Here is a 21,998-nt window from a genome sequence, read left to right on the forward strand (position 1 = left end):
CGAACAGCGAATCCGCGCGTTTGCCCCTTAGCGACTGGCTGGGGCGAATGCTCGCGCTCGCGATTTGATTTTGGAGAACCCATGGCAAGCGACCTTCCGCGCGCCAATCTGCAGCCCCTGTCGCTCTATGTGCCGGAGCCCAAATTCCGGCCCGGCGATACGGTCGACTTCACCCAGGTCACAATTCCTGCGGCGGGCGATGTGCGTCGGCCGGACACTGCCGATCGGGCCGAGAGCTTCATCGATCTCGCTTATGAGCTGGTCCGCGTGCTCGACGATGAGGGCAGGGCGGTGGGCCCCTGGAATCCGCGCCTGTCGTCCGAGACGTTGCGCGCCATGCTGCGCAGCATGGCCCTGGTCCGCGCCTTTGACGAGCGCATGTTCCGCGCCCAGCGCCAGGGCAAGACGAGCTTCTACATGAAGTGCACCGGCGAAGAGGCGGTTGCTGTCGCTGCCGCCTTCGCGCTCGATTATGAGGATATGTGCTTCCCCTCCTATCGTCAGCAAGGCCTGCTGATCGCGCGCGGCTGGTCGATGGTCGACATGATGAACCAGATCTATTCGAACAGGGGCGACCGGCTTCAGGGCAAGCAGTTGCCGATCATGTATTCAGTCAAGGAAGCGGGCTTCTTCTCGATCTCGGGCAATCTCGCCACGCAATATCCGCAGGCGGTAGGCTGGGCGATGGCCTCGGCGGCCAAGGGCGATACGCGGATCGCCGCGACCTGGTGTGGCGAGGGCTCGACCGCTGAGGGCGATTTCCACTCTGCCTGCACCTTCGCGAGCGTCTACCGCGCGCCGGTGATCTTCAATGTCGTCAACAATCAATGGGCGATTTCGAGCTTTTCGGGGTTCGCCGGCGCTGAATCGACCACCTTCGCGGCGCGGGCGATCGGCTATGGCATTGCCGGCCTGCGCGTCGACGGCAATGACGCGCTCGCTGTCTATGCCGCGACCGCCTGGGCCGCCGAACGTGCGCGGACCAACCAGGGGCCGACGCTGATCGAGCATTTCACCTACCGCGTCGAAGGCCATTCGACCTCGGACGATCCCGGCCAGTACCGCTCCGCCGGTGAGGCGACGGCCTGGCCGCTCGGCGATCCGATCACGCGATTGAAGGACCATCTCATCGCGCTCGGCGAATGGGATGAGGCGCGCCATGCCGCGCAGGATGTCGAACTCGCCGAACAGGTGAAGCGCGCGCAGAAGGAAGCGGAAGCGAACGGCATCCTCGGCCACGGCCTCCACCAGCCGCTCGATACCTTGTTCGACGGCGTCTTCGAGGAGATGCCCTGGCATCTACGGGAGCAGCAGGCGCAGATGATTGCCGAGGAAACCGCCTCGGGCCGGCCATGGGCGCGCAAGTCATGAGCGCCATCACCGATCCCGCCGATATCATCGCCCCAGAGCCGAACGAACGCGGCACTGCCCGCATGAACATGATCCAGGCGATCAACTCGGCCATGGACGTGATGATGGGGCGCGATCCCGATGTGATCGTGATGGGGGAGGATGTCGGCTATTTCGGCGGCGTGTTCCGCGCGACCGCCGGCCTCCAGGCGAAATATGGCAAGACGCGCGTGTTCGACACGCCGATCACCGAATGCGGTATCATTGGCGTCGCGGTCGGGATGGGCGCCTACGGCCTGCGCCCGGTGCCCGAAATCCAGTTCGCCGACTATATCTACCCAGCGCTCGACCAGCTCGTGTCGGAGGCGGCGCGGCTGCGCTATCGCTCGGCGGGCGAATTCACCTCGCCGATCACGGTGCGCTCGCCCTTCGGCGGCGGCATCTTCGGCGGGCAGACCCACAGCCAGAGCCCCGAAGGAATCTTCACGCACGTCTCGGGCGTGAAGACGGTGATCCCCTCGACGCCCTATGACGCCAAGGGCCTGTTGATCGCAGCGATCGAGGACAATGATCCGACGATCTTCTTCGAGCCGAAGCGAATCTATAACGGCCCGTTCGATGGTCATTGGGACAGGCCGACGCAGAACTGGTCTCAGCATCCCGCCGGCGAAGTGCCGACCGGCTATTACAAGATCGAGCTCGGCAAGGCGAAGATCGTCCGCCCCGGCGAGGCGCTCACCATCCTCGCTTACGGCACCATGGTGCATGTCTGCCAGGCGGTCATCGCCGAGGCCGGCGTGGACGCCGAGATCATCGATCTGCGCACGCTCGTGCCGCTCGATATCGAGACGATCGAGGCCTCGGTGAAGAAGACCGGCCGCTGTATGATCGTCCATGAGGCGACCCGCACCAGCGGCTTTGGTGCCGAGCTGTCGGCGATCGTCCAGGAACGCTGTTTCTACCATCTCGAAGCGCCGATCGAGCGCGTGACCGGCTTCGATACGCCTTATCCGCACAGCCTTGAATGGGCCTATTTTCCCGGGCCGGTGCGGATCGGCGAGGCGCTGAAGAAAGTGATGAAGGACTGACATGAGGCGCTTTGTGTTCAAACTGCCGGATATCGGCGAAGGCATTTCCGAGGCGGAGATCGTCGCGTGGCACGTCGCGGTCGGCGACCGGGTCGAGGAGGACCAGCAGCTCGCTGACATGATGACCGACAAGGCGACGGTCGAGATGGAATCTCCCGTCGCCGGCACGGTGGTCGAGCTGGCCGGCGAGGTCGGCGATCAGGTGTCGATTGGCGCTGCTCTGGTGGTGATCGAGACTGACGCGGATGAGGGCGACGGTGCGATCGAGCCGTCATTGGAGACGATCGACGATATCGCGCCGGGCGATCTGCCGGTTGAAGAAACCCGAGCGGAAGAGGTGGAGGCGCAGTTCGAGGCTGAAACGCCGGGGGTCGAAGCCGTGCTCGAACCCTTTCCTTCGCCGGCGAAACAGGAAGAGGCGCCCGCGCCTTCTCCCACGCGCGCCCACGTCCTCGCCTCTCCCGCCGTCCGCGCCCGCGCTGCCGATCTCGGCATCGATCTCGCCTCGGTTAAATCCGATGGCGACCGCATCCGCCACGCCGATCTCGATGCCTATCTGCGCTACGGCACCGGCCAGGGCTATCACGCTCCCCATGCAAGCCATGCTCGCGCCGACGAGACGATCAAGGTCATCGGCATGCGCCGCCGCATCGCCGAGAATATGGCGGCGTCGAAGCGCGCGATCCCGCATTTCACTTATGTCGACGAAATCGACGTCACCGCGCTCGAGGAGATGCGCGCCGATCTCAACGCCAATCGCGGTGCGCGGCCCAAGCTCACCATGCTGCCGTTGCTGATCGCCGCGATCTGCAAGACGATTCCCGCCTTCCCGATGATCAACGCGCGCTATGACGACGAAGCCGGCGTGGTGACGCGCCACGGCTCGGTCCATCTCGGCATGGCGACCCAGACCGACGCCGGGCTGATGGTGCCGGTGATCCGCGACGCGCAGGACCGCAATGTGTGGCAGCTCGCGACCGAGATCGGCCGGCTCGCCGAGGCGGCGCGGACCGGGAAGGCGAAATCGGAGGAACTGTCCGGTTCCACCCTGACGATCACCTCCCTTGGCCCGCTCGGCGGCATTGCCACGACGCCGGTGATCAACCGGCCCGAGGTTGCGATCATCGGCCCGAACAAGATCGTCGAACGTCCGGTCTTTGCCAAAAATAATCAGGGGGGCGACGAGATTCGCCGCGCCAAGCTGATGAACCTTTCGATCAGCTGCGATCACCGAGTTGTCGATGGCTGGGATGCGGCGAGCTTCGTCCAGGCGCTCAAGAAATATCTCGAAACACCTGTCCTGCTGTTCGCTGACTGACCGGTACGCCCTGGGTCGGCTCAGCCCGTGGTCGCGATGACATTGTCGTCCGAGTTGCGGTCGATCCGGATATTATAGGGGTCGGCGCCCGCATATGCCGGCCGCGCCTTCGTCACCAGTCTCACCGTCTGCGTGCCGCTGTGCAGTGGAAGCCGCGTCAACGACAGCACGTCTTTCGCTGCGAAGCTGCCTTGTCCGGGCATCGCCCCGAACGCGCCGAATTCGGAGGTTTCGGCCATCTTCGCCTCGGTCTCCTTGCCCTTGCCATCGGCATAAAGCTTGCGCGCCTCGACCGTCAGCGTGGTTTCGAAGCGACCGTCGGGCAGCTTTTTCACGACCGCGCTCTTCGTCTTGATATCGTAGAGCGTGATGCGCTCGAACAGGTCGGTGATCAGGGCCTGTTCCTCGGGGCTCGCGCCCTTGCGGAACTCGGCGATCAGGTCGAGCGAGCGCGGATAGGGCGGTCCCTTGAGGCGGAAGCGTTCGAGATAGCGTTTCAGCGCCGCGTTGACCCGCGCCTCGCCCAGCGCATCCTTCAGCCGGTACATGACCAGCGAGCCCTTGCGGTAATGGATATATTGCTGGTTCTCGACCCGGTAGAGCGGCATTTCCTCGACCACGTCGCCGCCGCGGCCGCGCAGGTAGCGGTCGAGTTCATATTTCAGGAAGCGGCGAATCTGGTCGCGGCCATAGAGTTTTTCCATCACCATCAGCGCCGAATATTGCGCCAGCGTCTCTGTCAGCATCGTCGCGCCCTGCATGTCGGCGCCGATCGCCTGGTGCGCCCACCATTGATGCGCCAGTTCGTGCGCGGCGACATAGGTGACATAGTCGATCTTGTCGGGGTCGGAGAGATCGGCGTTGAAGCCGATCCCTTCCGAATAGGGCATGGTGCCGGCAAAGGCCTGCGCGAATTGGGCGTAATCGGGAAACTCGATGATTCGCGCCTGGCGGAACTGATAGGGCCCGAAATTGGGCTGATAATAATCGAGCCCATGGCCGAAGGCGGCGAGCATCCGGTCGACATTCCGGTAATGCCGCGCATCATAATAGACGGCGAGGTCGATGCCATTGTGCATCCGGTGCTTCTCGACATAACGCGCCGACTGGATCGAATAGAAATTCTGGATCGGCGCATCCGTGACGAACCGCGCGGTACGCCTCCCATGCGCTATCGTGTCGCTCACCTTGTAGCCCGGCGCGATCGGGGTCTGGCCGGCATCGGTGGTGACAGTGATGTCGGTCGTCACCAAGTCAGTGCGGATTTGGCTGAAGCGGGTCGCCGAGAGATCCTCGAGCTTTGCCGGGCGCAGTTCGGGCGGCAGGCCATATTTGCGGCGCTTGACCCGGTCCTGGAGCAGCCCGCCGCGATCCATCCCTATCGAGGGCGCGATCTCGAAGTTGTTCACGAAAGTGCCGTTCTCGACGACCCGCGTATCATTGCCGGTGTTGAGAAAGCCATGCTGGGTCCGCTCGGTGCGGAAGCCGAGCTCGGTCGTCGCGCCCGGCGCGAGCGGTGTCGCGAGCCGGTAGATGCGGTACTGATATTTGGGATAATCCTTGATCAGCGTGGCGCCCGGCAGGCTCAGCGAGACGATCTTGGTGATCTGGTCGTTCATCCGGACATGCACGTCGCGGATCGGGGCTGCGCTGTTGTTGATCAGGGTCAGCACGCCCTGTGCGGAGAGGCCCGGTTCTTTCGGCCGGACGTCGATCGCAACCCGCGCGGCTTTTACCGAAAGCTGCGGCAGCTTCTCATAGGGCAACAACGCCTTTTCATAGTCCGCCGAGAACTGATCGTCCGCGAGCGGCGTCGTGTAGTGGTTCAGGATATGGGTATTGTAGAAGATCCACCCACCGCTCGCGACGAATGCGGCCAGCGCCACTGCACCAACGGCGCCCGCCTGGCCCCCGAGCCGGGCAGGCAAGCGCGCGAGCCGCGGCCGCAACCGCGTCTCCGTGCCGCGCCGCCAAAGGAGATGCGCGAGCACGAGCAGGATCAGCGCAAAGGCGGACCAGTAGAAACGCAGCCAATAGGCGCCGATCCAGAACCGCCCCAGACCGTTCATGTCGGAGAGCGGCATATCGGTCACCTGACCGTAATTGTAGAGCGCGTCACCCCAGCCGAGAGTGCCGAAGACGATCTGGCTGATGAAGAACAGCATCATCACGCCCCAGCCCCAGAATTTATGCGGGCTGAGCGCCTGGATGAACACGGCGAGCACCGCGATCAGCGTTGCGTCGATCGTTCCGGGCAGGACGTACCAGAGCAGATATTTGCCGAGTTCGAGATCGGTATAGCCGTGGATCAGCTGAATGACGATGCCGGTCACAACGCTGACCAGCAGGGTGGTGCACAGCACCAGCGCGACCGCAAGCGCCTTGGGAATGACATAGGCCCAGTTGGGGATCGCGCTCGCATCGATGATCTCGTGCACCTTGCGGTCGCGCTCGCGCCAGACGAGCTCGCCGGCATAATAGATCGACACGATGATCGGGATGATGGTGAAGGTGCCTTGGAGCAGGCCGATAAAGACTCGGGTCAGGGGGAGGACGGGCGTTCCGAAAATCTCGCCGACATTGAGCAAGCCGCCGATCGAATTGAACACACCAAGCGCCAGCAGCACGAAATAGGCCGGGCTCTTGAACACCTGCGCCATTTCCAGCCTTGTGCGGACTCGCAATTGGGCGAAGGCGGTCGCGCGGCCGAACTGTGGCCGGGGCATTTCTCCGAGCGTTCCAGTGGGCGCTGCGTGCGCCTCGCTCTGCACGGCGAGTGCCTGGGCCTTGCGACTTTTCTTCGATGGTTTGGCACCGAAACGGAACGTTGCGTTCACTACGCCCAGGATCGCGACGGACACGGCGATGATCACCGCCCGATTCCAGAAGAACACGCCTTCGATCGGCGCCGTCAGCGTGTTGCGATCCGCCGCAGTCCAATATTTGGTGAGATAGCGAAAGGCCCCGGAACCAAGCGGCTCGGCATAGGCGCCGATCAGCTCATAAGCGGGATTGCGGCCGAGCACGACCCGGGTGATCGTCCACAGGATCAGGAATGCGACCACGCCGACATAGGTGGCCATCATCGATCGGGTCATCGTTGCGAGGGCGAAGAACAAGGCCGACGTCAGCAACAGGTTCGGCAGTCCGATCCACAGATAAGGAACCGCATAGTTCGCGAAGCTGTTCGGTCCGATCAGTTCGCTATCGACCCACCACATGTGCGAGCCGACCCATATACCGAGCGGGACCGCAAGAAAGCCGATCGCAGCCACGAGAAAAGCAGCGAGAAACCGGCCGAGGATATAAGCGGTTCGGGTGATCCGCGTCGCCCTCACGATCGGCCCGAACCCGGTATCGTCGTCCCGCACGATCACGTTCGCCACGAACGCGGTCGATACGAACATGTAAAAGAGCGACATGGGCAGCGTGATCTGGGCGATCGCATAAGGCGAATTCTTGTGGACATTGGCCCCGGACCCGATCGTGATCTGGTCGACCGTCGTTGCGGCGAAGGGGATCAGGAAGAAGAGGATGATCGCCACCCAGAAGACCGGGTTGCGAAGCTGGTAGCGAAGCTCGAAGCGGAAGACGCCGAGGAACATGCCCATGTTCAGGCCGCGCGGCGCGAGGCGTCGAGGGTCGAGAAATAGACATCCTCGAGCCCGCCCGAGACAGGTTCGAAACCTTCACCGGGCGATGCATCGGCCATGACATGGATGATCGTCCTGCCGGCGAACAGCCGGGTCGAGATGATCCGATATTTCTCGCGGGCTGCGTCGAGCTCGCTACGGTCGATCGTCTTCTGCCAGATATTGCCGCGGGTCGCCGCGATCAGGTCGAGCGGCGCGCCTTCGAGCAGGATTCGCCCCTCAGCCAGCACCGCCATGCGCGGACAGAGATCGGCGACGTCCTCGACGATATGAGTCGACAGGATCACGACGACCTTGTCGCCGATCTCGCCGAGCAGGTTGAGGAAACGGTTGCGTTCCTCGGGGTCGAGGCCGGCGGTCGGCTCGTCGACGATGATCAGCTTCGGGTTGCCGATCAGCGCCTGGGCAATGCCGAAACGCTGGCGCATGCCGCCCGAAAAGCCGGCAAGCGCCTTTTTGCGGACGTTCCACAGATTGACCTGGTTGAGCAGTCCCTCGACCGTCGTCTTGCGGTCGCCGCGGCCGGAGATGCCCTTCAGCACCGCCATGTGATCGAGCATGTCATAGGCCGAAACGCGCGGGTAGACGCCGAAATCCTGCGGCAGATAGCCGAGCGTGCGCCTGAGCTTCTCGGGCTCGGCGATCACTTCGATCCCGTCGAAAACGATCGAGCCCGAGGTCGGCGTCTGCAGCGTCGCCACGCTGCGCATCAGCGTCGATTTGCCCGCGCCGTTCGGGCCGAGCAGCCCGAACATGCCCTGCGGTATCGTCAGATCGACTCCATCGAGCGCGCGGGTGCCGTTGCCGTAGACATGGGTGAGCTTCTCGATCTTCAGCATGACAACCCTCCCGGTTGCGTGCATCTTATCAAGTGTGTTGCTGTTGTAAAGCAGCGAGATGTCAACAGGCCGAGACTGCGGCCGCCGGCTTATTCGTGGATGCGGCGGAGCATGTCGATCAGCGTCGCGATCTCGCGCTCGCTGAAGCGCGCCTTCAGCCATTGCTCATGGCCGAGGATGCATTGCTGCGCGCCGATCCGCGCCTCATGGCCGGCGGGCGTCAGGTGAAGCGTCTGGCGCCTCTTGTCGCTGGTCGATTTGCCGCGCTCGACATAGCCTCGCTTCTGGAGACGGTTGATGATCGCCATGATCGTCGCGCGATCGATCTGCAGCAGCCGGCCGATCTCGGCCTGGGAGATGTCGGGATGATCGTCGATCAGCCAGAGCACCGAGACCTGCTTCTGGGTCAGGCCCAGGTCGCTGAAGCTCTCGGTGAAATGCCGATAGACAGCACCATGCGCGAGGCGGATGTGGAACCCGAGGATCGAGTCCAGTTCGCCGATGTCGTTGCCCGGTTCCGCGGGCTGGGAAATGCCTGGCGCGGCCCCGCTCATGCCAACCCCAGCACCCGGGCTGCATTGTCCTTGAGGATCAGCGGCATCACCTCGTCGCGAAAGCCAGCTTCCTTCGCCGCCGCGATCCATTTGTCGGGGCGGATCAGCGGGAAGTCGGATCCGAACATCATCTTGTGCTTCAACTGCGTGTTTGCGTACTGAATCACCTGCTTCGGGAAATATTTGGGCGACCAGCCGGACAGGTCGATAAAGACATTGTCCTTGTGCAGCGCCATCGACAGGCTCTCGTCAGTCCAGGGCCAGCTCGGATGGGCGAGGATGATTTTCATGTCGGGGAAATCGACCGCGACATCGTCGATCAGCATCGGCTGCCCCCATTTCAGCCGCACCCCGCCGCCGCCGCGCATGCCCGTTCCCATGCCCGAATGGCCGGTGTGGAAGATCGCCGGCAGCTTGTGCTCGGCAATCACCTCGTAGATCGGATAGGCGACCCGGTCTGCCGGATGGCAATCCTGCATGATGCCGTGGAACTTGAAGCCCTTGACCCCGAAATTTTCGACCAGGTCGCGCGCCTCGCGGGCGCCCATCTTGCCCTTGTGCGGATCGATCGAGGCAAAGGGGATGACGATGTCGCCGTTCGCGGCGGCTAGTTCGGCGATCTCGTAATTGCTCACCCGTTTCGCGCCGATGCCGCTCTCGCAATCGACCGTGAACAGGCAGAAGGCGATATTCTGTTCCCGGTAGAAATCGATCGTCTCGGGGATGGTCGGACGCTTGCGGTCAGCCTTGAAATAGGCGCTGGCGGCGTCGAAATATTTGCCCATCACCGGGTCTTCGGGGTCGTGGCACGACACTTCCGCATGGACGTGGACATCAATGGCGGTGATTTTGGCGGGATCGATCATGCTGCGGTCTTCACAATTTCCTTGCGGGCGGCGTCAAGAGGTCCCTCCTGGCTGGCGCGCCCCTTCTGGGTATGGCCGTATCGAAAAGCGGTTACTGTTGATAGCTATCTCGTCCCGGCCTAGTCGGACGGCGGTATGTCATGCATACGATTTCCACAATCCATCATCACAGGGTTCCCAATGTCAGCGACACCGCCTTTCCGCGCCGATCATGTCGGCAGCTTCCTTCGCCCCAAGGCACTGCTTGATGCGCGTGCGCAGCATCGCAGCGGCGAGATCGACGCGGCGGTATTGCGCGCGGTCGAGGACGAAGCGATCCGCGGCATCGTCAAGTTCCAGGAAGATCTCGGGCTGAAGGGAATCACTGACGGCGAATTCCGACGGACCTATTTCCATACCGATTTCCTGCTTCAGCTCGACGGGGTGGTCGAAAAGGGCGGCACGCAGGTCAATTTCCGCCACATCAGCGGCACCGAGCTCGATTACGCGCCGCCGGCGATGGTGATCAACGGCAAGGTCAGCCATGTGAAGCCGATCCAGCAGGCCGATTTCGAGTTTCTGAAATCTGTCGTGAGCCAGACGCCAAAGGTCACGATCCCGTCGCCGACGATGCTCCACTTCCGCGCCGGCCGCGAAGGTATCCCGACCGACGTCTATCCCGAGATGGACGATTTCTTCGCTGATGTCGGCGCCGCCTACCGCGCCGAGGTGGCCACCCTCGCCGAGGCGGGCTGCCGCTATCTCCAGCTCGACGACACCAATCTCGCTTATCTGTGCGACGACACGCAGCGCGAGAACGCCCGCAAGCGCGGCATGGATCCGGACGATGCGCCGCGCCTCTACGCGTCGCTGATCAACAGCGCGATCCGCGACCGGCCCGACGACATGGTGACGGCGGTCCATCTGTGCCGCGGCAATTTCAGATCGAGCTGGGCAGCCGAGGGCGGTTATGAGCCGGTCGCCGAGGTCATGTTCAACGAGCTCGATATCGACGCCTTCTTCCTCGAATATGATGATCCGCGCTCGGGCGATTTCGCGCCGCTGCGCTTCGTGCCCAAGGGCAAGACGGTGGTGCTTGGCCTCGTCACCACCAAGCTCGGCGAGCTCGAGACCCGCGACGACATATTGCGCCGGATCGAGGAAGCGGCAAAGTTCCTCTCGGTCGACCAGATGGCGCTGAGCCCGCAATGCGGTTTCTCCTCGACCGTCCATGGCAACGACATCCTGGTCGAGCAGCAGGCGGACAAGATGCGCCTGGTGATCGACGTCGCCCGCGAGGTCTGGGGCGAGATCTGATCTCGCTCCCTGCTTCCTCCCCGTCTGTGATAGGGAGGAAGCAGCTGCCCTCCCTCTCGCTTGCTGCAGATAGTTATCGAGGGTAACAATCGGCTCGATAAATATACGGGAAGAGGGGACTGCGAATGGCCAGCGATCCAAGAACATTGATCGACGAGCGGCCGATGAGCGGGCTCCAGATCGCAGCGGTGGCGATTGCGGTCGGGCTCAACGCGCTGGACGGCTTCGACGTGCTCTCGATCAGCTTCGCCTCGCCCGGCATCGCGGCCGAGTGGGGGATCGACCGGGCGGCGCTCGGCGTCGTGCTGTCGATGGAGCTCATCGGCATGGCGGCCGGCTCGCTGCTGCTCGGCGGCGTTGCCGATTCGATCGGGCGGCGGCGGACAATCCTGGGCTGCCTTGTCGTCATGGTGTTCGGCATGGTGATGGCGACTCAGGCGCACGGCGTTGTCGACCTGTCGGTGTGGCGGGTGACGACGGGTCTGGGTATCGGCGGCATGCTGGCCGCGACCAATGCGATCACCGCTGAGTTCGCCAATCTGCGCCGCCGCAACCTCGCGCTTGCGATCATGGTGATCGGCTACCCGATCGGCGCGGTGATCGGCGGGTCGATCTCGGCACTGCTCCTCAAGGGCGGCGACTGGCGCACCGTCTTCGCCTTCGGTGCGATCGCGACCGCAGCCTTCATCCCTCTGGTCTGGTTCTTCGTGCCCGAGCCGGTGCAGTTCCTCGTGGCGCGGCGGCCCAAGGGCGCGCTCGAGGCAATCAATCGCACGCTCGCCCGAATGGGGCACGAAGTGGTCGATTCATTGCCCGAGGTGACGGCGGCCGAAAGCCGGCAATCGATCGCCGACATCTTCAGCCCGGCGCTGCTGGCCACGACGATTCTCGCCACCTTCGCCTATTTCGCGCATATCGTGAGCTTCTATTTCATCCTGAAATGGTCGCCCAAGATCGTCGTCGACATGGGGTTCGCGCCGAGCAGCGCGGCGGGCGTGCTGGTCTGGGCCAATATCGGCGGCGCGGTCGGCGGGGCGATCTTCGGCCTTCTCGCGCACCGTTTCGGGTTGAAGCCCTTGACGATCGCCGCCCTGCTCGCGTCGACGGTGATGGTATCGGTGTTCGGCAGCGCCGGCCACTCGACCCTCGCGCATCTGTCGACGCTTGCCTGCGCGGCGGGGTTGTTCACCAACGGTGCCGTTGTCGGTATCTACACGATCCTAGCGCGCGCCTTCCCAACCCATGTCCGCGCAACCGGCACCGGCTTCGCGATCGGGATCGGCCGCGGCGGCTCGGCCCTGTCGCCGATGCTGGCGGGGGTGTTGTTCCAGTCGGGCTTCGGGCTGCAGGGCGTGGCGATCGCGATGGCGATGGGGTCGCTGCTCGCTGCCGGCGCGTTGCTGATGCTCAGGCTGCGGGTCGATGCGCCGGTGATGGCTGGAAACTAGCCCGGACTATTCCTCGACCGCGGCGATCGCGCGGAGCGTTGCGGTCAGCGACTGGCGGGCAGCGGGGCTCAGCGCGGCCAGCATGCGTTCCTCATGGTCGCGGATGCGGGCGAGCGTATCCTTCAGCATCGTCATGCCCTTGTCGGTCAGCGTCAGGTTGAAGGCGCGGCGATCGGTTGCGGAGGGCTCGCGATCGACAAGGCCGAGCTCCCCGAGCTCGGTGATCAGCGCGACCATGTTGGCGCGCTGGATGCCGAGCGCCTTTCCGACAATGCCCTGGCTGATCCCGGGATTGGCGGCGATCACCGACATGACGCCGAACAGCCCCTGACGCATCGGCGTACCCGCGACCGCTCGGGCATAGTCGACGCTGAAGGCGCCCATCGCGCGGCGCAAATGATAGCCGACCAGGCCGTCGAGTACGCCGATATCGACGCGTTCGCCGTCGCTTTCCGCCATTGCCATGCCTGCCCTTTTGCTGTTGCTCTCGGCACTGCATCGCATCGCCTGCCGCCCGGTTCAACCGATCGCGTATCCCGGCGGGCGGATCGGCACGGGAATTCAGGCGGTGGTGGCCATGACGCCGATCAACGTCACCAGCGGAAACAAGGCAAGCGCCAAGTGTACGATGGTCTTCAACATGGTCTTTCTCCAGAAAAAGGGGGGGAGCGCCCGGCGACGGCGCCGGGCGCACGGTGTCAGAAGCGGTAGCCGATGCCGACCAGCGCCTGGTGGCGCGTCACGTCGTCGCCATAGTCCGTGTAGCGATACTCGGCCTTGGCATAGACATGCTCGCCGAGCATCTGCTCGACGCCGAGTCCGATCCGCCAGCCATCCTCGTCGCTGCGCGCGCTGACGCTTGTCGCGCCGGTCTTGACGGTGCCGTGAAACTCGCTGTTGGCCCAGCCGCCCTTGGCGTAGACGAGCGTGCGCGGCGCGACCCGCGCGCCAACCCGCAGCGAAACGTCGATATCGCGCCCGGTGTCGGCCGTTACGGTGGTGGCGCCGCTGGTATAGCTGCGGCCGTCGCCGAGCGCCCAGCCGATGCCGCCCTCGACGCCGATCGTCACCACCTTGCCGATGCCGACATCATAGCCGGCGGCGATGCCGAGGCGGGCCGCGTCGATCGAATTGGGGGTCGCTGCGACATGATCGTCGGCATGGACCGAATCATAGCCGACATTGGCTTCGATGCGCGGTCCGGTGAAGGTTGAATCCTGCGCAAAGGCCGGGGTCGCGGCGGCAGCGGCCGCCATGGCCGCTGAGGCAAGCAGGATATTGAAGATACGCATAAGTCTTCCTTGGTATGTGTGCAGCCGGTCCCTTGCCGGCGATGTCAGACGGCCATCAGCGGCCGACGCGGGGCCGGTTAGCGGGGAAGAAGGGGCAGGAAACCACCGTCGCGACGGGCGCGACGAAACTGCGTCCAGGATGGCGGGAGGGCCGACGAAGCGACGAGAAGGATGTGCCTGCGCCCGGCCTCGCGCCGATGCGTGCCGCGCCTCAGCTCTGCAGGCGGTGGCGCACTTCGTCCCAGTGGCGCGGGCCGACGCGGACGGTGGCGCCGGAACGCAGGATCAGCGCCATATGGCGGCCGATGGCGTTGATCTGCAGCACTGCCTTGGGGCGGACAAAGGCCGACCGATGGACGCGGATCATCTGGTCGGGGTCGAGACCCCGTTCGAGCGCCGTCATGGTGACGCGTATCATGTGGCTGCGGTCGCGGGTGTGGAGCAGCGCATAATCCTTGGCCGCCTCGATCCACTCGATCGTGTCGACCGGCACGCGAATCTGGCCACGCGAGGTCGGCACCCAGAATTCCCGGTGATAGTCGACATTGTCCGAAACGCTGGCCGGCTGGTCCGCATCGCTCGCCTCGGCCGCAGCCGCGGCGGGCGGCTCGACGCTCAGGCGGCGGATTACCGAACGGATACGGGCGAGCAGTTCGCGCGGCTCGAACGGCTTCATGATATAATCATCGGCGCCGATCTCGAGGCCGACCACCCGGTCGATCACGTCGCGCCGGGCGGTCAGCATCACGATGCCGATCGCGGGGTGATTGCTGCGCAGGCGCCGCGCGATGCTGAAGCCGTCCTCGACGGGCATGGTCACGTCGAGCACGACGAGTGCCGGCGTCCGCCGCGCGAGAATCGCGTCGAGCGCGGCGCCGCCATCGGCTTCCGCGACCTCGAGGCCCTGCTCGCCGAGATAGGCGGCGACGGGTTCGCGGAGATCTTCCTCGTCGTCGACGAGGACGATGAACGGTGTAGCGTCAGTCATGCCAGATCCATCTGCTGGAGGAAGCTGGTCACCGCTTCCGGGGTGAAGGGCTTTTCGAGGACAGGGCGCCGAGCCTCGCCGAGGAAGCGTTCGGCCGCGGCGCCGAGCGTATCGCCGGTCGCGAAACCGACCCGGTCGGCCAGATCGGGGCGTTCGGCCATGATCCAGGCATGGAGCTCGGGGCCGTCGATATCGGGCATGCGCAGGTCGCTGATCACCAGGTCGTAGCTGCCCTGGGCCAGCCGCGCTTTGGCCGCGGCGCCCCCCACGGCGATGTCGCAGGCAAAGCCTTCGATCGACAGGAAATCAGCGAGCGATTCCGCGATCTCGGCCTCGTCGTCGATCACCAGCGCGCGGCGCGGCGGCGCCGGCATGGCCAGCGGAAGCTCGGCCGGCATCGCCTGCAGCGTGGGATCGGGATCGACCGGAAGGACCAGCCTGAAGCAGGCGCCGGTGCTTGAAGGGACCAGCTCGAGCCGGCCGCCATGCGCCTCGGCCAGGCCCTGCGAGAAGGACAGGCCGACACCTGTGCCCTGGCCCTGCGGTTTGGTGGTGAAGAAGGGCTCGAAGATCCGCCGGCGCGCCTCATCGGGAATGCCCGGTCCCGTATCCGACACTTCGAGCATCACCGTGCCCGGATCGACGCCAAGCGCGGAGCGTAGCGTAAGCCTGGGTTCGACCGTGCTCGATTCGACCATTGCCTGCTGGGCGTTGACGATCAGGTTGATGATGATCTGGTGGAGCTGGTCGGAATCAGCCGAGATCAGCGGCAGCCCGGGCGCAAGGTCGAAGCTGGAGACGATCCCGTCCGTCTTGAGGCCATAATCCGCCAGCTCATGCGCCGCCGCGGCGACCGCGTTGAGATCGACTGCGGCGCGCTCCGGCCGCTTCTGCCGTGCCATGGCGAGAAAGGTCTGGACGATCCGCGCGCACCGGTCGGCCGCGCGCCTGATCTTCTGCGCCCGCTCGGCGAGTTCGGAGCCGCGCGACTGGCGCTCCATCATCACTGCCTGGGCGACGACGATCGACAGCGGATTGTTGAGCTCATGGCTGACCCCGGCGAGCAGCGAGCCGAGCGCCGAAAGCTTCTCGGTCTGGTACAGCGCCTCGCGGGATCGGGCCAGATCGGCTTCGGCGCGCTTGCGATCAGTGAGGTCGAGGGTGAAGCCGCCGGTCCTGGCGACCCCGGCGCTGCCGGTGATCGGGAATGCCATCGACAGCACATCGGTGATCCCGGGAAGCTGAGTGACTGCGACTTCGGCGCTCACCACCTCACCCGCCAGCGCGCGCGCTTCGATGGCCTCGAGTTCGGCGGCCGTATCCGGCGGGAACAGGTCGACGGGATGCTTGCCGTGGATGTCGTCCGGCGTGCGGCCGAACGCCTTGGCGAATTCGGGATTGACCCGGATATAGCGGCCCTCGCCGTCCTTCAGATGCATCGCGACGGGCGCATTTTCCAGGAACGCGGCGAGTTGCGCCTCGCTCTCGGCCAGGCGCTCCTCCGAACGCGCGCGCTCGAGTACGGCAAGGGTGCGGTCGGCGACCTCGCGTACCAGTTCCACCTCGCTGTCGGTCCAGTGACGCGGGCTGGCCTGCTGGACTGACAGGACCGCGACGATGTCGCCGCTGCGGACCATCGGCAGGGTCAGCGCCGCCGCCGCGCCCACCGATTCATAGAGCGGTCGATTGGTCTCGTCGAAGCGGTCGTCGGTCGCGACATCGTCGACGCGCAGCGCCTGGCCGCCGAGATGCGCCGCCATCACGCGCTCGCCGAGGGCCTTGAGTGGATAGGTCTCGCCGACGACGCTGATCACGCCGTCCTTCCATTCCTGCAGCACGCACAGCGCGTCGCCCGCGGGCGACGCCTCGGCATAGTTGGCGCGCGAGACGCCGAGATGCTGGCCGAGCTGGCTGAGCGTACGCGCGAGGATCGCGCGCGCGCCGGTCTCGTCGCGGATGCCGTCATTCCAGGCGATCAGGAACGCCTGGTTGCGCTCGCGCTCGAGCAGCGCGGCCTGCGCCCGCGCCCGCTCCAGCGCGACCCAGGTGCGCTCGGCGATGTCGCGCATCAGCTGGATCTCGCTGTCGCGCCAGCGGCGCGGGCGGTGATGCTGCACCGACAGGGCGGAACGCATCATCCCGTCCTCGACCAGCGGCATGCTGACGAATGCCAGGATCTCGCGATCGACATAGCGGTCGACGGCTGCCGGTTCGAGCCGGGGATCGCTCGCGACATCGTCGTAGCGGACGATGTCGCCGCGAACCCAGGCAGGATCGACCGAGGACCCGACGCTTTCGAGCGCGAAGCGATTGCCTTTGATGCTCGACACGCCGTCGCGCCATTCGTCGGTCACCGAGAAGATCCGGCCTGTGCCGTCGGTTTCCGCAAAGGTGGCGCGCGTGACGCCGAGATGGCGGCCGAGGCATTCGAGTGTCGTCGCCATGATCGCGTGCGTCGAGGTCTCGCCGCGCACGCGGTCGCTCCAGCCGATCAGAAACGCCTGGTTGCGCTCGCGCTCCTGCAGTGCCGCTTCGGCAGTGGCGCGCGACACCGTCGCCCAGACCCGCTCGGCCAGCTCTTCCGAAAGCTCGATCTCGTCGCGCGACCAGGTTCGGGGTTCGCAGACGAGCAACGCCATGCTCGCGACCAGCCGGCCCTCCTTGACGATCGGCACGATGATGCCCGATCGCGTCCCGAGCATGTCGGCGACTGACTGGACCGGGTCGCCCGGCGCGCGGGCGAGCAGGCGGTTGTCGTTGATCGCGCAGACCGTGCTGGCGGGGCCGGCGGCGGCCAGACTCTCGAACGCGCGGCTGATCAGCGGCACCGATGCCGGATCATTGATCGCCACGCCATGCTCCGCCCGGAAGACGGTCAGGCCGGCATCGACGATCGCTGTCTCACCGTAGAGGAAATGCGTGATGCCGAGATGCTGGGCCAGTATCCCGGCCAGCGTGGTGAGGATCTCGCCAACCTGCTTGAGGTCGCGGGTCTGATCGTTGAACGCGCGCAGCACCGCCTGGCGGCGATCCTGCGCCTGCTTGTCGCTGAGGTCGATCTGCACCCCGCACCAGCGCACCACCGCGCCGCGCGCATCGCGGATCGGCACTGCCTTGCTCAGGAACGGGCGATACAGCCCGTCACGCCCGCGCATGCGGATCTGCCGCGTCACGGGCTCGCCATGGGTGCGCATCTCACGCCACATCGACCGGACTAGCGACAGATCGTCGGGGTGGCAGACATCGCTTGGGTCGCCATGTTCGCCGCGTGTGCCGTCGAACATGTCGTGCCACTGGCTGTTGCCCCAGCGCAGTACGCCATGCTCGTCGCCGACCCAGCACAGCCCGGGCAGGTTCTCGGCGAGCAGGCGGAACTGCTCCTCGCTCTCGCGCAGCTTCGCGGTCAGCCGGAGATGCTCGAGCGACCCCCAGATCCGCGCGCCGGTCTGGGAGATCAGGGTGACTTCGTCCTCGGTCCAGCCGCGCGGCGAATCGTCGATCGCCCAGAACATCGCAACGAGTTCGCCATTGTCGATCAGCGGCACGGCAACGAAGGCGCGGTTGCTGCTCGCCGCCAGCAGCCGCTCCTCTTCATGCACCAGGCTGAGCGTGCTGACGTCGTTCACGATCAGGGTGCGGCCGCGCCGATATTCGCGGGTCAGGGCCGAATCGGCATAAAAGGGGTGCCGTCCCGCCATGCTTTTCAGCCCCTTGCGGGCCCAATCGAGCGGGATGTTGATGAACTCGATACCGGGTTCGAATTCGCCATAGCCGACCCGGGCCACGCCGAGGAAGCGCCCGAGCGCCTCGGCGGTAACGCTGAGGATGCGCAACGGGTCGGTCTCGGTGGCGAAATGCTCGGACAGCCACAGCTTGACGGCCTCCGCCGATTCGAAATCGGGAAAGCTGATGCCCGCGGTGATCTGGCGCTTGTCTGAAAGGCCCCCATGCATCGGTACGGTTTAGCAATAATTTCGCCGCATGGGGAGAATGGCCGATGCGGCCCGGTCGACCCGCTCGTCGCGTTCGTCGCATCTTCGTCGCAGCGGTCGCAAGCGATGGCGGAAAACTACCATTATTCGATGATGATGGCAGGCATGGAAAATGCTTCGATTGCCGCGAATACCGATGGGGAGGCGGCGCTTGCGGTCGGGCTGTTCGCCTCGATCTGCCGTGACCGGCTCGGTGACGAATTGCTCGCCTTCGCGCGGCGGTGCCCGACAGTCGGCCTGGGTGTCCACGAAATGCCGCGCGCCGCGTTGCTGCCGGCGCTCGAAGCGGGGGAGCTCGCCCTGGCGGTAATGCCCGGTACGGCGCGGCCCGGCCTGCGATCCGCCAGGCTCTGGACTGACCGGGTGATGATCGCGATGGGCGCTGATCACCCGCTCGCGGCCCGACCGATGGTCACTGTCGCTGAGCTGCGCGAGGAAATATTCCTGGTCTCGCGCCAGCAGCATGGCGGTGAGATGCACCGCCTCCTGTCCCACTGCATCCGCCCGCTGGCACCCGCTCTCAACGGCGTCCTGCTCGATCTGGGGCGGGCAAGATTGATGGAGCGGGTCGCCGGCGGCGCAGGACTCGCGCTGGTCTGTGCAAGCCATGTCGATGAGCTTGACGAGCGCGTGGCCGTCCGTCCGGTCGATGCGCCCGGTGCCAGTTTCCCGGTCTCCGCCTATTGGACAGCGCAGTCGCCGGCCTGGCCGCTTTCCGAGCTTCTCCGCATCCTGTTGTCCAGTCGGGCGCCTTGATGGCGTTGCTTGACGCGTTGGATCAGCCGGGACGCCGGCTGCCGCCCGGGCCGGCGGTCAGGCCGCGTCCGCTGCCGCAGGTGAAATGGACGCTCGATCGCGCGCCTTGATCTTCCTGATCGCGGCGAGCTGCCCGTCCAGGATCTTCAGCGCGTCGGTTTCTTCGGTGGTCAGGCCCTCGAGATGGATATGGGCGAGAATCACCTCGAGCGCGTCGCCGATGCGGCCGAGTTGCCGGCCATAGCTGCCGACCTCGTTGAGAACGTCCTGCTCGATCTCGGGATTTGCCGTCTGGCCGAGATTGACGTTGATCAGCCCGAATTGCGAACCCTGCTGGTAAAAGGTCCAGGGGTTGATCGCCTGCCACAATTTCTCGGGCGCAAGCGAGATCTGGAAAGGTTTCGTCACGGCCACCTCCATGCTGATCCCGCCAGTCTATCGACCGCGCACGACGAAGGCGATCAGTGAAACAGCCAGCATGGTCCCTCATTGCATCTTGATGAAATCGACAAAGGCACGGAGCGGCGCCGGCAGATGGCGGCGGCCGGGATAATAGAGGAAGGGGCCCGAGAAAGGCTGCCACCAGGGCTCGAGCACCGGCTCGAGCGCGCCGCTGTCGAGCGCCGGGCGCAGCCAGCCTTCGAACAGATGGATGATGCCGAGCCCGTCGATCGCCGCGCTGACCGCCAGGTCCACCGCGGCGCCGAGCCGCACCAACAGCGGCCCGGTCGGATCGACCCGTACGATCTCGCCGGCGCGCTCGAATTCCCATGTCGGCGTCGCGCCGCTGGCGAACTGCCCGCGCAGGCACGCGTGCGCCAGCAGGTCGCGGGGGTGCTCGGGCCGGCCATGCGCGTCGAGATAGGCAGGGGAGGCGGCGGTGGCGAAACATTGGATGCGCGGGCCGATCGGGACCGCGATCATGTCCTGTTCGAGCTTCTCGTCATAGCGAATGCCCGCGTCGCATCCGGCAGCCAGTACATCGACAAAACCGTCTTCGACCACGACTTCGAGCCTGATATCGGGATAGGCCTTGAGGAACGGAGTAACGATCGCCGGCAGCACGAGCCGCGACACGCTGGCCGGCACGTTGAGCTTGAGCGTGCCCGCGGGCCGGCCGCGAAAGGCGTTCACGACGCCAACCGCCGCCTCGACCTCGCTCAGTGCGGGGGCGAGTCGCTCGAACAACCGCGCCCCGGCCTCGGTCGGCGCAATGCTGCGGGTGGTGCGATGGAGCAGTCGCAGTCCGAGCCGCGTCTCCAGCCGCCGCACCGCTTCGCTGAGGCCCGAGGCGGAAACCCCGCTCGTCCGCGCCGCATCGCGGAATCCGCCCGCGCGCACCACCGCGACAAAGGCGGAAAGGTCAGTCAGGTCAGCTGGCATTGTGCAATATCCCGAACAGCCTGTGCCGATTGATAGGGATTATCATGCATGACTGCCACCGCCATATCGCGGTCACCCCATTCGGAGACCTGACATGACCGATATCACCGCCGCCGGCAGCTTCACGCTCGGCGATCGCACCGTGAAGCGCCTCGGCTATGGCGCGATGCAGCTTGCCGGCCCGGGCGTGTTCGGCCCGCCAAGGGATCATGATGCCGCGCTCGCTGTCCTGCGCGACGCGGTCGCCAGCGGCGTCGACCATATCGATACCAGCGATTTCTACGGCCCCCATGTCACCAACAAGCTGATCCGCGAGGCACTGCACCCCTATCCCGAGGGGCTGACGATCGTGACCAAGGTCGGTGCCGTACGCGGCGCCGACGCCTCCTGGAATCCGGCGCTCTCGGCGGCCGATCTCACCGGCGCAGTGCATGATAATCTGCGCCATCTCGGCGTCGAGGCGCTCGATGTCGTCAATCTCAGGGTTGGCGGCATCCTTGGCCCGAGCGAAGGCTCGATCGAGGAGCAGCTCACCACGCTCGCCGGTCTTCAACAACAGGGCCTGATTCGCCATCTCGGCCTGAGCAATGTGACCGCCGCGCAGATCGAGCAGGGCCGCGGCATCGCCGAGATCGTCTGCGTGCAGAACCACTATAATCTCGTCCATCGGGAGGATGACGCGCTGATCGACGCGCTCGCCGCTGCGGGCATCGCTTATGTGCCCTTCTTCCCGCTCGGCGGCTTCAGCCCGCTCCAGTCATCGACCTTGTCGCGCGTGGCGGCGGGCCTGGACGCGACGCCGATGCAGGTGGCGCTTGCCTGGCTGCTTCACCGCTCGCCCAATATCCTGCTGATTCCGGGCACCTCGTCAGTTGCCCATCTGCGGGAGAATCTGGCGGCGGCCGAGCTGATGCTGTCGGAGGACGCACTTGCCGAGTTGGAAGGTGTCGGCGGGGCGAGCGGCTCGGCGGCTCCGCACGCGTGACGCTCGCTCCGGTCACTCGCCAGATTCAATCTTTGCGGAAATCATGGGACGTGCGGGGGGAAGGAGCGCTGAGCCGCCTTCTTCCCGCTCTTTGACATGACTGAATCAAAATAGGCCGTGGGGTTCCCGCTTCTGTGGACGCCCCCATGGAAGCAAGCGGAAAAATTCGAGTATGTGCAGGTGATCGGAT

Annotated in this window: 17 protein-coding genes; 7 read left to right on the forward strand and 10 right to left on the reverse strand. The window is 65.1% G+C overall.

Going from position 1 to position 21,998, the window contains the following annotated elements; genetic code table 11:
• Window positions 1-81 precede the first annotated feature (81 nt).
• From ABD050_RS14905 to ABD050_RS14915, 3 genes are all read left to right on the forward strand, one after another.
• On the forward strand, window positions 82-1,371 hold the full coding sequence (locus ABD050_RS14905) for a 3-methyl-2-oxobutanoate dehydrogenase (2-methylpropanoyl-transferring) subunit alpha (RefSeq protein WP_343890211.1): 1,290 nt from the start codon (window positions 82-84) through the stop codon (window positions 1,369-1,371).
• Between the two features lie 62 nt (window positions 1,372-1,433).
• Window positions 1,434-2,438, forward strand: coding sequence for an alpha-ketoacid dehydrogenase subunit beta (locus ABD050_RS14910; protein ID WP_343890238.1), 1,005 nt, complete (start codon window positions 1,434-1,436; stop codon window positions 2,436-2,438).
• A gap of 1 nt (window position 2,439) precedes the next feature.
• Window positions 2,440-3,756, forward strand: coding sequence for a dihydrolipoamide acetyltransferase family protein (locus ABD050_RS14915; protein WP_343890212.1), 1,317 nt, complete (start codon window positions 2,440-2,442; stop codon window positions 3,754-3,756).
• Between the two features lie 20 nt (window positions 3,757-3,776).
• Here ABD050_RS14915 and ABD050_RS14920 read toward each other — a convergent pair whose 3' ends face one another.
• The 4 genes from ABD050_RS14920 to ABD050_RS14935 all read right to left on the reverse strand — a co-directional run bounded on the left by ABD050_RS14920 (window position 3,777) and on the right by ABD050_RS14935 (window position 9,668).
• Entirely contained in the window at window positions 3,777-7,367 is a 3,591-nt protein-coding gene (locus ABD050_RS14920; RefSeq protein WP_343890213.1) for an ABC transporter permease/M1 family aminopeptidase, read from the reverse strand.
• A 2-nt stretch (window positions 7,368-7,369) separates the two neighbouring features.
• A complete protein-coding gene (locus ABD050_RS14925) occupies window positions 7,370-8,248 on the reverse strand; it encodes an ABC transporter ATP-binding protein (RefSeq protein ID WP_343890214.1) in 879 nt (292 codons plus the stop codon).
• A gap of 89 nt (window positions 8,249-8,337) precedes the next feature.
• Window positions 8,338-8,802, reverse strand: a complete 465-nt coding sequence (locus tag ABD050_RS14930; RefSeq protein ID WP_343890215.1) for a Saro_0803 family transcriptional regulator — start codon at window positions 8,800-8,802, stop codon at window positions 8,338-8,340.
• Window positions 8,799-9,668 (reverse strand): amidohydrolase family protein, encoded by an 870-nt coding sequence (locus ABD050_RS14935; RefSeq protein WP_343890217.1) that lies wholly within the window; start codon window positions 9,666-9,668, stop codon window positions 8,799-8,801. Before ABD050_RS14935 ends, ABD050_RS14930 begins: the two co-directional genes overlap by 4 nt.
• Window positions 9,669-9,848: 180 nt before the next feature.
• Between ABD050_RS14935 and ABD050_RS14940 the strand changes: the two genes are divergently transcribed.
• A complete protein-coding gene (locus ABD050_RS14940; RefSeq protein WP_343890218.1) occupies window positions 9,849-10,964 on the forward strand; it encodes a 5-methyltetrahydropteroyltriglutamate--homocysteine S-methyltransferase in 1,116 nt (371 codons plus the stop codon).
• A 125-nt stretch (window positions 10,965-11,089) separates the two neighbouring features.
• Window positions 11,090-12,412, forward strand: coding sequence for an MFS transporter (locus tag ABD050_RS14945; protein WP_343890219.1), 1,323 nt, complete (start codon window positions 11,090-11,092; stop codon window positions 12,410-12,412).
• A 6-nt stretch (window positions 12,413-12,418) separates the two neighbouring features.
• Here the strand turns inward: ABD050_RS14945 and ABD050_RS14950 are convergent, their stop codons facing one another.
• From ABD050_RS14950 to ABD050_RS14965, 4 genes are all read right to left on the reverse strand, one after another.
• Window positions 12,419-12,877 carry a MarR family winged helix-turn-helix transcriptional regulator gene (locus ABD050_RS14950; protein WP_343890220.1) on the reverse strand — a complete coding sequence of 153 codons (459 nt, stop codon included), beginning with the start codon at window positions 12,875-12,877 and terminating at the stop codon, window positions 12,419-12,421.
• Between the two features lie 233 nt (window positions 12,878-13,110).
• A complete protein-coding gene (locus ABD050_RS14955; RefSeq protein ID WP_343890222.1) occupies window positions 13,111-13,704 on the reverse strand; it encodes an outer membrane protein in 594 nt (197 codons plus the stop codon).
• Between the two features lie 211 nt (window positions 13,705-13,915).
• Window positions 13,916-14,692, reverse strand: coding sequence for a LytR/AlgR family response regulator transcription factor (locus ABD050_RS14960; protein WP_343890224.1), 777 nt, complete (start codon window positions 14,690-14,692; stop codon window positions 13,916-13,918).
• A complete protein-coding gene (locus ABD050_RS14965) occupies window positions 14,689-18,645 on the reverse strand; it encodes a GAF domain-containing protein (protein WP_343890225.1) in 3,957 nt (1,318 codons plus the stop codon). Before ABD050_RS14965 ends, ABD050_RS14960 begins: the two co-directional genes overlap by 4 nt.
• 105 nt (window positions 18,646-18,750) lie before the next feature.
• On the opposite strand from ABD050_RS14965, the gene ABD050_RS14970 reads away from it, so the two are divergent.
• Window positions 18,751-19,440 carry a LysR family substrate-binding domain-containing protein gene (locus tag ABD050_RS14970; protein ID WP_343890227.1) on the forward strand — a complete coding sequence of 230 codons (690 nt, stop codon included), beginning with the start codon at window positions 18,751-18,753 and terminating at the stop codon, window positions 19,438-19,440.
• 57 nt (window positions 19,441-19,497) lie between these two features.
• On the opposite strand, the gene ABD050_RS14975 is transcribed toward ABD050_RS14970, so the two are convergent.
• Both ABD050_RS14975 and ABD050_RS14980 read right to left on the reverse strand, forming a co-directional pair.
• Entirely contained in the window at window positions 19,498-19,848 is a 351-nt protein-coding gene (locus tag ABD050_RS14975; protein WP_343890228.1) for a hypothetical protein, read from the reverse strand.
• Between the two features lie 78 nt (window positions 19,849-19,926).
• Window positions 19,927-20,823: a LysR family transcriptional regulator gene (locus ABD050_RS14980; protein ID WP_343890229.1), complete on the reverse strand. Its 897-nt coding sequence runs from the start codon at window positions 20,821-20,823 to the stop codon at window positions 19,927-19,929.
• A gap of 94 nt (window positions 20,824-20,917) precedes the next feature.
• On the opposite strand from ABD050_RS14980, the gene ABD050_RS14985 reads away from it, so the two are divergent.
• Complete coding sequence (locus tag ABD050_RS14985; RefSeq protein WP_343890230.1) at window positions 20,918-21,808, forward strand: aldo/keto reductase family oxidoreductase; 891 nt, start codon at window positions 20,918-20,920, stop codon at window positions 21,806-21,808.
• Window positions 21,809-21,998 lie beyond the last annotated feature (190 nt).

It is taken from the genome of Sphingomonas oligophenolica (genome assembly GCF_039522915.1).
Taxonomy (GTDB): Bacteria; Pseudomonadota; Alphaproteobacteria; order Sphingomonadales; family Sphingomonadaceae; genus Sphingomonas; species Sphingomonas oligophenolica.

Excerpts from the sequence above, each read along its gene's own strand:
- ABD050_RS14915 (WP_343890212.1), top strand. The coding sequence starts at position 2,440 with ATGAGGCGCTTTGTGTTCAAACTGCCGGATATCGGCGAAGGCATTTCC.
- ABD050_RS14980 (WP_343890229.1), bottom strand. The coding sequence starts at position 20,823 with ATGCCAGCTGACCTGACTGACCTTTCCGCCTTTGTCGCGGTGGTGCGC.
- ABD050_RS14950 (WP_343890220.1), bottom strand. The coding sequence starts at position 12,877 with ATGGCAATGGCGGAAAGCGACGGCGAACGCGTCGATATCGGCGTACTC.
- ABD050_RS14965 (WP_343890225.1), bottom strand. The coding sequence starts at position 18,645 with ATGCATGGGGGCCTTTCAGACAAGCGCCAGATCACCGCGGGCATCAGC.
- ABD050_RS14930 (WP_343890215.1), bottom strand. The coding sequence starts at position 8,802 with ATGAGCGGGGCCGCGCCAGGCATTTCCCAGCCCGCGGAACCGGGCAAC.
- ABD050_RS14905 (WP_343890211.1), top strand. The coding sequence starts at position 82 with ATGGCAAGCGACCTTCCGCGCGCCAATCTGCAGCCCCTGTCGCTCTAT.
- ABD050_RS14920 (WP_343890213.1), bottom strand. The coding sequence starts at position 7,367 with ATGGGCATGTTCCTCGGCGTCTTCCGCTTCGAGCTTCGCTACCAGCTT.
- ABD050_RS14955 (WP_343890222.1), bottom strand. The coding sequence starts at position 13,704 with ATGCGTATCTTCAATATCCTGCTTGCCTCAGCGGCCATGGCGGCCGCT.
- ABD050_RS14910 (WP_343890238.1), top strand. The coding sequence starts at position 1,434 with ATGAACATGATCCAGGCGATCAACTCGGCCATGGACGTGATGATGGGG.
- ABD050_RS14970 (WP_343890227.1), top strand. The coding sequence starts at position 18,751 with ATGGCGGAAAACTACCATTATTCGATGATGATGGCAGGCATGGAAAAT.
- ABD050_RS14960 (WP_343890224.1), bottom strand. The coding sequence starts at position 14,692 with ATGACTGACGCTACACCGTTCATCGTCCTCGTCGACGACGAGGAAGAT.
- ABD050_RS14940 (WP_343890218.1), top strand. The coding sequence starts at position 9,849 with ATGTCAGCGACACCGCCTTTCCGCGCCGATCATGTCGGCAGCTTCCTT.
- ABD050_RS14945 (WP_343890219.1), top strand. The coding sequence starts at position 11,090 with ATGGCCAGCGATCCAAGAACATTGATCGACGAGCGGCCGATGAGCGGG.
- ABD050_RS14925 (WP_343890214.1), bottom strand. The coding sequence starts at position 8,248 with ATGCTGAAGATCGAGAAGCTCACCCATGTCTACGGCAACGGCACCCGC.
- ABD050_RS14985 (WP_343890230.1), top strand. The coding sequence starts at position 20,918 with ATGACCGATATCACCGCCGCCGGCAGCTTCACGCTCGGCGATCGCACC.
- ABD050_RS14935 (WP_343890217.1), bottom strand. The coding sequence starts at position 9,668 with ATGATCGATCCCGCCAAAATCACCGCCATTGATGTCCACGTCCATGCG.